This window comes from Leucobacter fengyongliangi (assembly GCF_052386045.1).
Window position 1 is genome coordinate 721,151 of sequence record NZ_CM126356.1, and the last position, 13,058, is coordinate 734,208.

Annotated in this window: 14 protein-coding genes and 1 tRNA gene; 7 read left to right on the top strand and 8 right to left on the bottom strand. The window is 63.7% G+C overall.

What is annotated here, in order from left to right; translation table 11 throughout:
* Window positions 1–3: 3 nt before the first annotated feature.
* Window positions 4–1,260 (bottom strand): cation:proton antiporter, encoded by a 1,257-nt coding sequence (locus tag ACTNFK_RS03385; RefSeq protein WP_435937274.1) that lies wholly within the window; start codon window positions 1,258–1,260, stop codon window positions 4–6.
* A gap of 287 nt (window positions 1,261–1,547) precedes the next feature.
* Here ACTNFK_RS03385 and ACTNFK_RS03390 point away from each other — a divergent pair, with 287 nt between their 5' ends.
* The 4 genes from ACTNFK_RS03390 (at window position 1,548) to ACTNFK_RS03405 (ending at window position 3,401) form a co-directional block, all read left to right on the top strand.
* Window positions 1,548–2,114, top strand: coding sequence for a hypothetical protein (locus ACTNFK_RS03390; RefSeq protein ID WP_435937275.1), 567 nt, complete (start codon window positions 1,548–1,550; stop codon window positions 2,112–2,114).
* Window positions 2,115–2,229: 115 nt separating this feature from the next.
* Window positions 2,230–2,622, top strand: a complete 393-nt coding sequence (locus ACTNFK_RS03395) for a hypothetical protein (RefSeq protein ID WP_435937276.1) — start codon at window positions 2,230–2,232, stop codon at window positions 2,620–2,622.
* Window positions 2,623–2,735: 113 nt separating this feature from the next.
* Window positions 2,736–3,071, top strand: coding sequence for a DUF7882 family protein (locus tag ACTNFK_RS03400; protein ID WP_435937277.1), 336 nt, complete (start codon window positions 2,736–2,738; stop codon window positions 3,069–3,071).
* Window positions 3,072–3,107: 36 nt separating this feature from the next.
* Window positions 3,108–3,401 (top strand): DUF7882 family protein, encoded by a 294-nt coding sequence (locus ACTNFK_RS03405; protein ID WP_433646666.1) that lies wholly within the window; start codon window positions 3,108–3,110, stop codon window positions 3,399–3,401.
* 63 nt (window positions 3,402–3,464) lie between these two features.
* On the opposite strand, the gene ACTNFK_RS03410 is transcribed toward ACTNFK_RS03405, so the two are convergent.
* The 3 genes from ACTNFK_RS03410 to ACTNFK_RS03420 form a co-directional block, all read right to left on the bottom strand.
* Window positions 3,465–3,731, bottom strand: coding sequence for a GlsB/YeaQ/YmgE family stress response membrane protein (locus tag ACTNFK_RS03410; RefSeq protein WP_433646665.1), 267 nt, complete (start codon window positions 3,729–3,731; stop codon window positions 3,465–3,467).
* A gap of 145 nt (window positions 3,732–3,876) precedes the next feature.
* Complete coding sequence (locus tag ACTNFK_RS03415) at window positions 3,877–5,178, bottom strand: serine hydrolase domain-containing protein (RefSeq protein WP_435937278.1); 1,302 nt, start codon at window positions 5,176–5,178, stop codon at window positions 3,877–3,879.
* 173 nt (window positions 5,179–5,351) lie between these two features.
* The gene (locus ACTNFK_RS03420) at window positions 5,352–5,978 is read right to left on the bottom strand and encodes a hypothetical protein (protein ID WP_435937279.1); all 627 of its coding nucleotides are present in this window, start codon (window positions 5,976–5,978) and stop codon (window positions 5,352–5,354) included.
* Between the two features lie 96 nt (window positions 5,979–6,074).
* On the opposite strand from ACTNFK_RS03420, the gene ACTNFK_RS03425 reads away from it, so the two are divergent.
* A tRNA-Lys gene (locus tag ACTNFK_RS03425) sits at window positions 6,075–6,147 on the top strand.
* 113 nt (window positions 6,148–6,260) lie between these two features.
* Here ACTNFK_RS03425 and ACTNFK_RS03430 read toward each other — a convergent pair.
* Genes ACTNFK_RS03430 through ACTNFK_RS03445 form a run of 4 tightly spaced genes read right to left on the bottom strand, consistent with a single transcriptional unit; the run spans window position 6,261 to window position 8,962 of the window.
* Window positions 6,261–7,016, bottom strand: a complete 756-nt coding sequence (locus ACTNFK_RS03430; RefSeq protein WP_435937280.1) for a sulfite exporter TauE/SafE family protein — start codon at window positions 7,014–7,016, stop codon at window positions 6,261–6,263.
* 2 nt (window positions 7,017–7,018) lie between these two features.
* The gene (locus ACTNFK_RS03435; protein ID WP_435937281.1) at window positions 7,019–7,876 is read right to left on the bottom strand and encodes a LysR substrate-binding domain-containing protein; all 858 of its coding nucleotides are present in this window, start codon (window positions 7,874–7,876) and stop codon (window positions 7,019–7,021) included.
* Window positions 7,873–8,211, bottom strand: coding sequence for an MGMT family protein (locus tag ACTNFK_RS03440; RefSeq protein ID WP_435937282.1), 339 nt, complete (start codon window positions 8,209–8,211; stop codon window positions 7,873–7,875). Before ACTNFK_RS03440 ends, ACTNFK_RS03435 begins: the two co-directional genes overlap by 4 nt.
* Window positions 8,212–8,236: 25 nt before the next feature.
* Entirely contained in the window at window positions 8,237–8,962 is a 726-nt protein-coding gene (locus tag ACTNFK_RS03445) for a VIT1/CCC1 transporter family protein (protein WP_435937283.1), read from the bottom strand.
* 237 nt (window positions 8,963–9,199) lie between these two features.
* Between ACTNFK_RS03445 and ACTNFK_RS03450 the strand changes: the two genes are divergently transcribed.
* Both ACTNFK_RS03450 and ACTNFK_RS03455 read left to right on the top strand, forming a co-directional pair.
* Complete coding sequence (locus tag ACTNFK_RS03450; RefSeq protein ID WP_435937284.1) at window positions 9,200–10,753, top strand: leucyl aminopeptidase; 1,554 nt, start codon at window positions 9,200–9,202, stop codon at window positions 10,751–10,753.
* 2 nt (window positions 10,754–10,755) lie between these two features.
* Complete coding sequence (locus tag ACTNFK_RS03455; RefSeq protein ID WP_435937285.1) at window positions 10,756–13,053, top strand: bifunctional alpha,alpha-trehalose-phosphate synthase (UDP-forming)/trehalose-phosphatase; 2,298 nt, start codon at window positions 10,756–10,758, stop codon at window positions 13,051–13,053.
* The last annotated feature ends 5 nt before the right edge of the window (window positions 13,054–13,058 follow it).

Sequence of the window (13,058 nt, forward strand, 5' to 3'; positions counted from 1 at the left end):
CTTCTATTCGTGGGCGTCTTCGGCGAATGCATCTTCATCCGCGTCCGCGTTCGCGTCCGTATCCGCACTCTCAGACTCGGCGCGATTCGGGTTCACCGAATCATTGCGTCCGACGAGCGCGAGCAGCGGGAAGAGGAGCACCGTGACCAGTGCGGCACCCACCATTGCGGCCGCCGTGCTCTCGTCAATGGCGCCTTTTTCGACACCGATCTGAGTCACCGCGATCACCAGGGGCAGGGTAGTGGCGATGAAGAGTGCCGAGGTTCTGCGATCGGAAAACGAGGTTCCCCGCTCCGGGGTGAAGAATCCGGTCAGCCCCCGAATGACCAAGATGGCCAGCACAAATACCGGGAGAAGTAGGAGCGCATGGGGATCGCCAAAGAGCGTAGCGAGGGGGAATGACACGCCGGTCGCCACGAAGAAGATCGGTACGAAGAAACCGAAGGAGACTGATTCAAGTTTGGCTTCGATCACATGCAGCTCATCGGGAGCGCCTCCGCGCAAGACAACGCGAGAGAGGAGGCCCGCAGTGAAGGCACCCAGGAGGAAGTCGACACCGAGCGCGAGTGCCAGAGCAACCATCGCCGCAAGGACAAGGATTAGGAAGCGGATCGCGAACTGGCCGCTCGTGTGGAGTGTGGCACTCACCATTCGGTGAAGCCACTGCTTCGGGCCGGATGATGCGAGCCAGAAAGCGAGCACCGCCACGGCGACGAAGAGCAGCAGGGTGATACTGCCAGCGAGGGGTTCGTGGCCGCTCAGGAACAGTGAGATTGCGATGAGTGGGGCGAACTCCCCGACTGCACCCGCCCCGCTGATCGTGGCTCCGAGTGGGCCGCGCGCGATTCCCGCGTCGCGAAGAATCGGTGTGATGGTGCCGAGCGCAGTTCCGGTGAGGGCGATCGCAATGATGCCGGTGGCCGCAAGACTGTCGCCGATGAGAAATCCGGCGATCAGTGCGAGCGCTGCCGAAGCGACCCACGCCCAGATGGCACGTTTTCCGGTTCGGCCACGCATTGACTGTGGATCGATCTCGCTGCCAGCCATGAAGAACAACATCGCGAGTCCCAGCTGTGACATCAATTCCAACGGGCGGCCGTCGGCGACTAGGCCAAGCCCGGCTGGCCCGATGAGCACACCCAGGCCGATCTCGAATACCACCAGGGGAACCACGAGTGCGCGACGCACGAGCGCGGCAAGGAGCGGCGCAACGACCGCGGCGAGAGGGACCAACAAGATGGTGAGTTCGAACTGATCCACTCGCAGTTCCTTTCTCTCATTCAGCTGGCGCACGGGCTCCTCCACTAATTCTGGTGGACTCCGTCCAGCTCGGGCTTCAGGCGCGCCCGAAGTGATGCTCGTGAACTCCCGAGTAACGCCTGAAATGGACTTGCGTCACCATCTGCCGGGGCCCGGCACCCACCCAACGAGGCGAGGAATCTGCGTGACTCACGTGCCTGGAGATCAAGAGATCCCACCTGCCGAGCCGTCTGTGAAGAAGGAGACGAGCCGCGGCTCGCTCCTACGCCTCCACGTCGCACGGCTTCGTGACGAATAAGCACGGGGGCGGTCACAAGAAGCGGCTCGCGGCAGCACCCACGCCCACCGTCTTCAACCGTCTCGAAGATGCTGGCATCAGCTGGCGCATCTACTTTGACAAGCTGCAGCTGGTCTCCTTCGCCGGGGTCTTACACGCTCCGGTTCTGCAGCAGTTTTGGAAAACCGAGCGGGGAAGCGTGTTTTCGCACGAAATGCATCACGGGGCGCTCTCAGCGACGCTGAGCGAGCGGTTCGGACTCGAACCGTTGACGCGGCGAGATGCGGCTGCGCGCACTCTAGCGAAGGCTTTCAATCGTAAGGTTCCGCGGCACATCGCCGACTGGCCGCAGACCTCACCCGCCTATGTGCCACCGAACCCCGAAAGTGGCACATATCCCGCGACTGCCCATCCAGATCGGCCGCTCAGCCCTCCCGCGCGTGGGCTCATCAGGCTGTTGCTCGAGAAATACGGCACCCACGCAGAGCGTGAGAACCCGCCACAAACATTTGCTGACGCGTACGCGTTGCTCACGAAGCACGGCGCAGGTCTCTTCGGTGTCGAGAGATCAAAGTAGCTTCAAGGCTCCCGCGCAGCGTTGTGCAGCCTCACAACGCCTCACGATTCCTGTCTCAACATTCATAGAGAACTGTGACTCGCCAAGGTGACATCTGTGCTGACAGACTGACTCTATGACGAAAAACAAGTGGATCGCGCTCCTGTCCGTACTCGCACTCTCGACCACACTTGCTGCCTGTGGCGCTAACGCCGCGGAAGAGCCGATTGGAGGAGATGTGATCGCGCCGGTCACCATGGAAGCGAACGATCTGCAGGGTGCCGAGGTGGAATTGCTGGTCGGCCAGGCGCTGAACATCAACACCGGCGACCTCGCCGTCGACAGCTACACGGGCGAGGTCGCAGATCCGTCAGTCGCAGAGTTCAGCCCGGGCCGGAATGACGGCAGCGCGGAATTCAACCCCGGAGTCATCGCACTCGCGACGGGCACCACCGAGGTCACGATGACCAATGAGCAGGGCGGGATCCAGCCGCTCGAGTTCACCGTTGTGGTGACGGAAAAGCCGTAGCCCGACTCGCCGGATTCCCGCACGAACGAGCGGTAGCGGTAACCAGAGTCGATCTCGCGAAGCACGCACCGTGTGACTCACACGAATCGTCAAATGTCTGGCAACATTAGGCCATGGGGCATTTGATGTACAGCAACGCAGCAGAGTACGAGTTTGACGATCGAACCTTGGCGCACTTGAAGGTCGCCATAAATATGAAGCTCCGACGTCAGGAGTGCTTTCTGATGAGTTGGACGAACCCGGTCGAGAAGGGAAGCGGTCGGGTCTCTCTGTGGCTCTCCCCAAATATCCCGCTGGTCTTTCGGTTTTCCGGCAGCCGTGCGCCGCAGATTAACGAAGCGTGGCTTCGCGTCTTGAATGAGCTTTCGCACACGCCTCGTGGCCTGGTGGTTGTCGATGAGAAGGAGGCGGAAGAATATCTTGCCAGGCAGGCTTCAAGTCAATCCTGATTGCCGAGCGACCGCATCAACACGAGGGGACACTCAGTGGGAAACCTGCACTACGCGCATGACCAAGTCTTCGGCTTCGACGATCGCACTCTGGCGCACCTGCGCACTGTAATTCTCGGGAAGTTCACGCTTCAAGAGAGTCTGGTCTTCACATGGAACGATTCGAGCCAGCAACGCAGCCTATGGTTACATCCGGCTCAGACACTGTATTTTGAGTTTGACTCGCCTGGGATCCCCGAACTCAACCGGGAATGGATCGAATCGCTTATGGCGCTTGCGAACTCGTCGGCTGGATTGCGATTGGTCGACGAACCAGGCACCAACGAGTGAGTGGGTTGTGTATCACCCGCAAGTGATGCACAACCCACCCTGTTCGTGGTCACCCTGATCGATCTAGGCTCGCTTTGATCGACCCACAATCAGGCCGTAAATCAGGAGGACGACGATTGCGCCACCGATCGCGAGGAGCCAGGTCTGGATTGACCAGAACTCTTCGAGGCCTACGCCGAAGATGACCGAACCCAGCCACCCGCCCAAGAATGCTCCAACTACACCGAGCAAGAGAGTGGCGATCCACCCGCCGCCCTGCTTACCCGGCAGGATAGCTTTGGCAATGGCACCAGCAATGAGGCCGAGGAGAAGAAAAGCTAAGAAACCCATTTCGGTGCTCCTATCGTTGAGCCGCGCGAGTATCGCCCGGATTACTTCCACGGTACGCCCCGGGTGTGATTCCTTCTAGGGGTTGCGTGTAGCAGTTGCGTTGCGATATCAAGGCCAAATGGCCGTTGGTAAGGGGTGAAAACGGCTAGTTTCCGCGCGACACAGCAGGCGGTGGGTTCTCGGGGAGGATCTGCGTGGCCAGTTCGGTGGCGAAGTCGGTAGCGAAGTTCCGCAAATTCCCCGCCCATTCCTCTGGCGTGTAGGTTCCGTGGCCGGGAACGATCGAAACGGAAATGGTGACCGAGCCGATCGGCGATTCCGCCTCGGGCAGGGTAGCGACCGCCGACTGGTACCCGCCGAAGAGTGGGGTCTGCATGACCCAGCTGTCGCGGAGGAACACGCCCAACCCGTAGTTCCACTCCTCGGTGAGCGTGTGGCACGAGCGACATCCCTCGAGCGGTGCGCCGAATCCGACGAGGCGCGGTGAAATCATCGCCTGGTACGACTCTTCTGAGAGCAATTCGCCCCGACCCACGATCGCATCGAAGCTGGAGGTCATGTCGCCGATAGTGGTGGTCTGGATCGCTCCGTGGGGAAGCGTCCATGACGGATTCCAGTAGGTGGAATCTTCAAAGACTCCCCGCTCGGCGGTGAAGCCGTGCACGACGGGATCGGGGATTCGCGCAGTGACGTCTGCGACCGTGCCCTCGAGTTCCAGCGGCTCGAGCACGTAGCGAGAGATCAACGCGTCGAGTGACTCGCCGCTTGCCGCTTCGAGCACATGGCCCAGGATGACGTAGCCCGCGTGCGAGTAGTCCCAGTTCTCGCCTGGGGCGAAAAGCCTGGGGCTAGCGGCGCTGTACGCCAGGAGTTCCTCCTCGCTAAATGCGCGGAAAGGATTCGCTTGCACGTCGGTCACAAAATCGAGATTGGCCACATGATCGGGGTAGCCCGAGGTCATAGAAGCGAGCATTCTCGGCGTTGCCGTGTCGGCTGCAGGGAGATCGGGGAGCCACCGGGCAATCGGCTCATCGATGTCGATGAGACCCTCATCGTCCATCGCGAGCATGGTCGCGGCAACGTACATGATGGCAACGGCGCCGTTACGAAACCTGCCGTCTTCGGTCACGGGGAAGCCGGTCATAGCTTCGCCGAGGGTGACGGTGGCCACCTCCGTGCCATCGATCGCCACCTGCGCCACCAGCGAGGTGAGCGCGTGGCGGTCAAGGTGTTCGAGCGCGAGCGATTCAAGCTCCGTGGCGGTGATGCGGTCGGCGGCGACCGGCGCGTCGGTCTCGGCGGTCGGCCGATCCTGCACGCCGGCCGATCCACCAGCTGTCGTGCAACCGGACACGACGAGCGCCGCTGCGAGCCCAGCGAACACGGCTGACCGGCGGGAAACACGCCGAAGTGACGGCCAGGGCTTCGGATAACGAATCGTGCGCATATGTGCAGAATAACGGTACCGGGTGCGCTGAGGTAGATCGGTGGTCGTCAGTCAAGGCTGAGACCGAGCCGCAGAAACACCTCTCGGCGGAAGGCCGCTCGAAGCGGCGAAAAATGGAGCCCGGGGTTACTGCGGCCCGGCGTTAGTAGTTTAGCGTGTGCGTCAGCGGTGTGTCAGTCGAGCGTGCCGTCGCGCCACCGACGAGCGCCGCCGTGCAATTCATCGGCGAAGGTGGCGTACCGCAGTGCGCGGGTCGTGAGTTCCGCGGCGTGCTCGTCGTCGAGAGAGTCGCGTGTATCAGCAACAAATGCCGCACCGAGCGACATCACACGGCAGTAGCTGGCCGCGCGTTCGAGCGCGACGGCGAGATCGCCCACGAATAGACCGCGCAGCAGAGTGTCGCAGAGATCGGCGATCGAATCGGGGGTGACCGGCTCGGCTGCCCCGGCCACGACCGGGTCGATCGTCACCGAGACGTTCTGCCCCGCTCGGAACACATCCGCGGTGCCCTCCGGATCTGCGTGGACGATTCGGCGTAGCAAGTAGATGCGCCACAGCATGCCCGCGAGGGAATGGGACCCGGCTCCTGACCAGAGCTCCGCAATGTCGTCAATGCCTTCGTCAGCAGCCAGGCTCAGCACGCGTTCAACCACCAGGGGGTCGGCTACGCGTCGCACTCGGTCGAGGAGCGCCCAAGACGTTTCTTGCGCGAGGCGATGCGCGGCCCCGGGCTCGTCAGAGCCGATCACCCAATCGAAACTCGAGGTGGGTTGCAGCACGGGCCGCTGAAAATTTCTCACGATGACCTCTCCTGAATGCTTACCGGCGCGAGTCTACGCCGCTCAGTTTGCCCGGTTGTGGATCGAGCATTGAGATTCACCCTGTAGATTAGTTCTGGGCCTGTAGCTCAGTTGGCAGAGCATCGGACTTTTAATCCGCGGGTCGCGGGTTCGAGCCCCGCCGGGCCCACTCGCAGTACTCGTGGGCCCGGGACCGGGACTCGCGCCGATTTCGATGAGAGCGATGCTCTCATCTCGATGAAATCGACGCCCGCCGGGCCCACGACGTGCAGTCACGTGCAGTTAGATGACGAGGTAGACGGCTCCCACCACGGTAAAGCCGATGACGGCCCATTCGAACACCGACTGCTTGATCCTTGCCCCGATCCATTTGCCGATGAGTGCGCCAATCACCACCGCGGGTGCGAGCAGCAGGTCGAGCACCAGCGTTGCCGGGGTGATCAGGCCGAGCCCGATGGAAATCGGAACTTTTGTGAGGTTGATGACGGCGAAGAACCAGGCCGCGGTGCCGAGGAACGCCTTGACTGAAAACCCCGCTGAAATCAGATAGAGAGACATCGCTGCTCCTCCAGCATTCGCGACCATCGTGGTGAAACCGCTCAGCGACCCATAAGCCCCACGCTCGATTCGTCTCCTCTTCTGGCTGCGTTCCTTGATTCGAGGGTGAACCTTTTGCCAGACCGTAACCGTCATGAGCACTAGGAGTATGACCCCAATTCCCCGCCGCACCCAGGCATCATCGGAGACCGCAAGAAATGCTGCCCCGAGCAGCAGACCGACCGCTACTGCTGGGATAAGGCGAACCAGAGTTGGCCAGTCAGCGTGACGGCGATAGATCGTGAGGGCGAAGATGTCCCCAAGAATCAATAGCAGGAGAAGTGCGGCGGTCGATGCTCGCGCGGGGAGAACCGCGGCGAAGAGAGCCGCGGCCACAGTACCGAGCCCCGGCAGTGCGGTTTTCGATAAGCCCACAAGCACTGCCGCGACGGCGAGTAGGGTCCAAGCCAGAGCTCCGAGGCTAGGCAGCAGGTCGAGCAACCCTATCTGCCGTTTCGTCGGAGTTTGGCACGAGCCCGCTTGGCCGCCTCGCGCTTCTCGGTGGCGGCTGCGAGCTGTGCGCCGCGCGAGTTTTTTGGAAGCTGCGGCTTCTTCGCCGCGGGTTTCTTCGTCTTACCTCCCGCACTCGGTGCTTTCGCTTGTGGATCGCCAGTCTTGGCCCCGGGGCGCTGGCTACGGGCGGTGCGGCCGCGCATGATGCCGACGAGCTGCTGCACGTCACCCGCGTCGCGTTCGACCGACCAGGTCGCCCAGATCTCGGTGCCCACGAGTGGCCTCTCATCAAAGACAGGGATCACGGCGTGGGTGCGCTTGCCGGCGAGGTGCCGGGCGAGTGGGAGGGGAAGCAGGATCGCCCCGGCGCCCGTGCCGACTAACTCAATCGCGGCCTCGGCGTGCACTGGTTCCCACGCCGGATCCTCCCAAGACGCAGCCGCAGGCCAGGCCGAGGAATGGTCTGGGTGCGCCAGGAGAGTGCTGAGTGCGAGGGTGTCGCGATCCACTGTCTGCTGCCCGGCGAGCTCGTGGTCAACAGACACGACAAGCGCAACCGACTCGGTATAGAGGCGTAGCGCGTGGCGATCCGTCCCCGGGCCTGCATCGCGGGGGCTGGCGCCAGGTGGTACCCGTTCAAGCACCACGTCGAGGGCTGCCTCGCGCGGGTCGGGTCGGCCGGAGAGCGGCAGCGGAACGAGTTCGAGCCGCACCGAGGGCACCGCCTCGGCCCAGCGTCTCGCCCACTTCGCGGGGGCAACTCCCCGAACGAAGCCGAGGCGCAGGGACGGGGTGGCCGGTGTCCCGTCTGGAGCGTCCGCCGGGAATAGACCAGTCGGGTCGCTCATGGCGCTACCTCCGTGAAGATGTCGTGGTCGTAGCCCAGGCGGGCTGCGGAGAGTGCAATGCGATATTCGCCAGGAACGAGGGGTCCCCGCAGCGGGGTTCCCTCTTCGAGATAGCGCGGCAGAGCGAGACGGGAATGCCCTTGGGGAGGGTGCCCGCTTGCCGGCACCACGCGCCACCATGCCACGGCGTGTCCGTAGAGAGCCATGACTCGACCGACACCACGCGGGGAATTCGATCCCAGTGACTCGGCGATGTCGCCGTAGGTCATCACGCGACCAGAGGGAATGCGAGCGACAACGTCAAGCACCGCGTCGACGAACTCTGGGCTGGGCACACCTCTAGCGTATGCCGCTGGAGTCTCACGCGAACGACGATACCCCGAGCAGCATGCCAATTGAGTAGGTCGCGACCACCGCGACTCCACCAAAGAGCAGCTGTCGCCCGGCCCCCGCGAGCGGGCTTCGACCCGTGAACTTCGCGGCGAGGTAGCCAGCGAGCACGAGCCCCACCGCGCCGAAGGCAAGACCCCACCACAGGGTGCCAAACCCGAACAGGAAGGGGAGCACCGGGATAATCGCTCCGGCGCTGAAGGCGATCAGAGAAGAACCCGCCGCGACCATCGGGGACGGGCGCTCATCGGTGCTCAGCCCGAGTTCGTGCGCAAGGTGCACTTTCAAGGCCTGCTCGGTGCTCGCGTGCACCTGCGAGGCAGCCGCTGTAGCTGTGGCGGGCTCCATCCCCAGGTGCGTGAACATCTCTGCGAGTTCCGCTTCTTCCCCCGCGGGGTTGCGCTCGAGCGCACGTCGCTCGGTCTCAACTTCCACCTCAAGCTGCTCGTTCTGAGTGCGCACCGATGTGTACTCGCCGAGGGCCATCGAGACCGCTCCCGAGATAAGGCCTGAGATGCCGGTGATCGCAATGATTCCCGCGCTGGCACCCGCTGCCGCGATGCCGGTGATGAGGCCGATGTTCGATACGAGCCCATCCATCGCCCCGAACACCGATGCGCGCAGCCAGCCCGTGCCCGCGGACGAGCTGTGCTGGTGGTCATAGTCGTGAGGATTGGCAAGATTGAAGTCGGTCACGCGAGCTCCTGAGCGTTTGATCTCGGCGGTGCACGCCGGCTTTTCGGGCGCGGATTGTCGGGCCGAGTGGCAACGCTAGCAAGCAAAACGACTTGGTGAGAACCAGGTCGCAAAGCTTGCTGGGCTGCGCCTCGGATGTTCGTGGGGGCGAAGTTGTTCCGGACTCGTGGCCGCTCTCGTGTAGTCGAGTGCGACATGCTCAATGAACCCTGCGGCGCACCGGGCTAGTCTGGAGACATGACCGTCGTGATAGATCCAGCTTTTGACCCGGTGCCGTCGCTGGCACGTCAGATCACCGTCTCGGTTGCCGCTTCGGCACCTGATGCTGGCGCGGTTGCGCACTTCGTCCCTGCTGAGGGTGACCTGCCGCCGGGGCTCCCCAGCGCGCTCGATCGGGAGGCGCTCGCCGCCGCCGGCTTCGAGGGAAAGCCCGGACAGACAATGTTGCTGCCTGGGGCGCCTCTGCGCGTGCTCGTGGGTGTGGGTAAGGGACTCACCACTGTCGCAAGCCTTCGCGACGCTGTTGCGAGCTTCACGCGCGCCGCACGCGAGATCGGGTGGATCGCGGTTGACCTCCGTGGGGTACTCGCTTTGGGCGCCTTCACGGCCCGCCTCGCGGCCCAGGCCGCCACTGAGGGCGCGATCCTGGCTCGCTACCGATTTGACGCGCTCAAGAAAGATCCCAAAACCGTGCAACTCGACAAGCTCACGCTCGTCACCGCGGAAGAGGCTGCGGTCGAGGTTGAGTCAGGCATCGAGCGAGGGCTCATTCTCGCCCGCACCGCGAGCCTTGCGCGCGACCTCGCGAACACGCCTCCGCGTCACCTGAGCGCGGCGAAATTCGCAGAGATCGCGGTTCGCGTGGGCCCCGAATTCGGCCTCGAGGTCGAGGTGTTCGACCGACAGCAGCTCATCGATTTGGGCTGCGGCGGCCTCCTGGGCGTCAACGCCGGCAGCACCGAGGAACCACGCATGGTCAAGCTGCGCTACCGCCCCACCGCAGCCAGCGCGACGAGCCCGCACCTGGCGCTCGTGGGCAAGGGCATCATGTACGACTCGGGCGGCATCAGCCTGAAGCCGTCCAACGCGATGCACGCGGCGATGAAGCTCGACATGATGGGTGCCGCGGGTGTCTTTGCTGCGATGACCTCCCTCCGGGAGCTCGGGGTGGCATCCGTGGTCACCGGCTGGCTCATGTGCACCGACAACATGCCCTCGGGTAGTGCAACGAAGTTGGGCGACGTGCTCACGATTCGCGGCGGCACGACGGTCGAGGTAAAAAACACCGACGCCGAGGGCCGGCTCGTGCTCGCAGACGGGTTGGTGCTCGCCACCGAGGAGGAGCGTCGGCCAGATGCCATCGTCGACCTTGCGACGTTGACCGGGGCCGCAATGGCGGCGCTGGGCACGCGCACGGCCGCGATGCTCGCGAACAACGATTCGGTAGCAGAACAGCTGCAGGCTGCCGCTGATGTGACCGATGAAAACGTGTGGCGCCTGCCGCTCGACCACCGCTACCGCGAGCAGCTGAAGAGCGACGTTGCAGACCTGTCGAACATGGGCGGGCAGTACGCGGGGGCGATCCTCGCGGCTCTCTTCCTGAATGAGTTCGTCGACGGACTTCCCTGGGGCCACCTCGACATCGCCGGCACCATGCAGGCTGAGCGCGACGACCTGTGGCGATCCGCCGGGTCTACCGGGTTTGGTGCGCGTCTGCTCGCAGAATTCGCCGCTGCGTTCGAGCCCCCTGTGGCCGAGACCGATGACGAAGCAGGGTTAGAGAGCGAGTAGACGTGAACACACCCGAAGCGAACGAAGCGGCAATCACCGCAGGCACGCTGGTGGTGGTCTCAAACCGTCTCCCGGTGGATCGCGTGACCGCCGAGGATGGCACTGTGACGTGGCGCACTTCGCCCGGTGGTCTCGTCACCGCGATGGAGCCTGTGGTGCGTGATCTCGGCTGCGTCTGGGTCGGATGGCCAGGCAACGTCGCGGAGGAGCTTGCGCCGTTTAGTGTCGACTCAATGGAGTTACGCCCGGTTTCCCTCGATGCACAGGATTTCAGGGAGTACTACGAGGGCTTCTCGAACGACACGATCTGGCCGCTCTATCACGACGTGATATCTGCCCCCGCCTACCACCGGGAGTGGTGGGACAGGTACGTCGAGGTGAACCGCAAGTTCGCGTTGGCCGCGGCCGAGGTGGCGGAGCCGGGAGCGACGGTGTGGGTGCATGACTACCAGCTGCAGCTCGTGCCCGCGATGCTGCGAGAGGCCCGCCCCGACCTCACGATCGGCTTCTTCCTGCACATTCCGTTTCCGTCGGCCGGCCTGTTTAGCCAGCTACCCTGGCGACGGAGGGTGCTTGAAGGGATGCTCGGAGCCGATGTGATCGGCTTCCAGCGAGTGGTTGATGCCGCAAACTTTCGGGCCAGCGTGCGTCGGTACGTTGGTGCACCGTCGAGTGGCAACCTCATCCATCTGCCCGAGCGCGATGGCTCGGTCAAGCGTCGCGTGCTTGCGCAAGATTTCCCCATCTCGATTGACGCGAATGCGTTCCAGGCGCTGGCGCAGTCGGCGAAGGTTCGCAAGCGGGCGCGCGAGATTCGCAAGGAACTCGGCAACCCGAAGCGGGTCATCTTGGGGGTGGATCGCCTCGACTACACCAAGGGGATCCGGCATCGCCTGAAGGCGTTCGCTGAGATCCTGCGCGATGACGAGGTCGCCGCGAACGACATCACCCTCGTGCAGGTTGCCAGCCCGAGCCGGGAACGCGTCGAAGCGTACCGGCAGCTTCGCGACGAAATCGAAATCACGGTCAGCCGAATCAACGGTGATTACGGAACGATCGCGCACTCCCCGGTGATGTATTTGCACCAGGGTGTGCCGCGTGAGGAAATGGCAGCGCTGTATTTGGCCGCCGACGTGTTGGTGGTGACATCCCTGCGCGACGGCATGAATCTTGTGGCCAAGGAGTACCTGGCTTGTCGTTCCGACGAGCAGGGCGTCTTGGTGCTGAGCGAATTCACCGGAGCAGCGGATGAGTTGCGCCGCGCGCTGCTCGTGAATCCGCATGACATTGACGGGCTGAAGGCGGCGATGCTGCAGGCGCTGCGCATGCCGCCGCGTGAGCAGCGTCAGCGCATGAAGGCATTGCGCAAGGTCGTCTTTCGCAACGACGTCGCGCGCTGGTCGGGGAGCTTTCTGCGCGCGGTCGAGGCGCAAGCGGCGCAGTGGCGCACGCATGCCGCCGAGACGGATCCGTCACTGATGGTCAACGATCCGGTATTCCTGTCGCCGGGCCTCGATGCTGCGCTCCTGCGACTCTCGGCCGAGCAGTCGATCCTCGTGGCCAGCGATTTCGATGGCACGCTGGCCCCCATCGTGCCGCGACCGGACGACGCTCGCATGTTGCCCCGCGCGGAGCGCGCACTCGCCACACTGAATGAGGCTCCAGGGGTCCGTGTGGCCTTGATCTCAGGCCGCTCGCTGGAGAGCCTCAGGGCGACGGGTGTGCACCTTGACGAGTGGATCGTGGCCGGGTCGCACGGTGCGGAGCTCATGGGGCTTCCTGGTACTGAGTTGGCTGCTGGCGAGTTAAGGGCCGACGAGCGCGGCCGCCTTGCGAGGCTTACCGAGGTTCTGCAGGGGCTCGTTTCAGAGAACCCAGGGGCGCAGCTTGAGTTCAAGCCCTATGGCTGCGCGGTGCACGTGCGGCAGGTTCCCGACGACCATGCGGGGGATCGTCTTCTCGAAGCGTGTGCAGCCGCGGTTTCGGGCATGGGGGAAGACGCGACGCAGATCCAGTCTCGCACCGGAAAACGCGTGCTGGAGTTCTCGGTGCGGCGCGCCAGCAAGGGTGAGGTGCTGAGGCGCATTCGTGCGGAGTTTCCCGACGCGATGGTGCTCTTTATTGGCGACGATGACACCGACGAGGAGGCACTGCAGTCGCTTCGGCCCGGAGATGTCGGCGTGCGCGTCGGCGATGCCCCGAGCGTCGCCGAGTATCGGGTGGCGGACCCCGCGGCGGTTGCGGCGCTACTCTCTCGACTGGTCAACGTGCGCACGGGGCACGTTATCGGCTCGGAATGAGGACG

What these genes read in the sequence shown, in the direction of transcription:
- ACTNFK_RS03395 (WP_435937276.1), top strand. Translation starts at nt 2,230, where the DNA reads ATGACGAAAAACAAGTGGATCGCGCTCCTGTCCGTACTCGCACTCTCG.
- ACTNFK_RS03400 (WP_435937277.1), top strand. Translation starts at nt 2,736, where the DNA reads ATGGGGCATTTGATGTACAGCAACGCAGCAGAGTACGAGTTTGACGAT.
- ACTNFK_RS03410 (WP_433646665.1), bottom strand. Translation starts at nt 3,731, where the DNA reads ATGGGTTTCTTAGCTTTTCTTCTCCTCGGCCTCATTGCTGGTGCCATT.
- ACTNFK_RS03415 (WP_435937278.1), bottom strand. Translation starts at nt 5,178, where the DNA reads ATGCGCACGATTCGTTATCCGAAGCCCTGGCCGTCACTTCGGCGTGTT.
- ACTNFK_RS03435 (WP_435937281.1), bottom strand. Translation starts at nt 7,876, where the DNA reads ATGAGCGACCCGACTGGTCTATTCCCGGCGGACGCTCCAGACGGGACA.
- ACTNFK_RS03450 (WP_435937284.1), top strand. Translation starts at nt 9,200, where the DNA reads ATGACCGTCGTGATAGATCCAGCTTTTGACCCGGTGCCGTCGCTGGCA.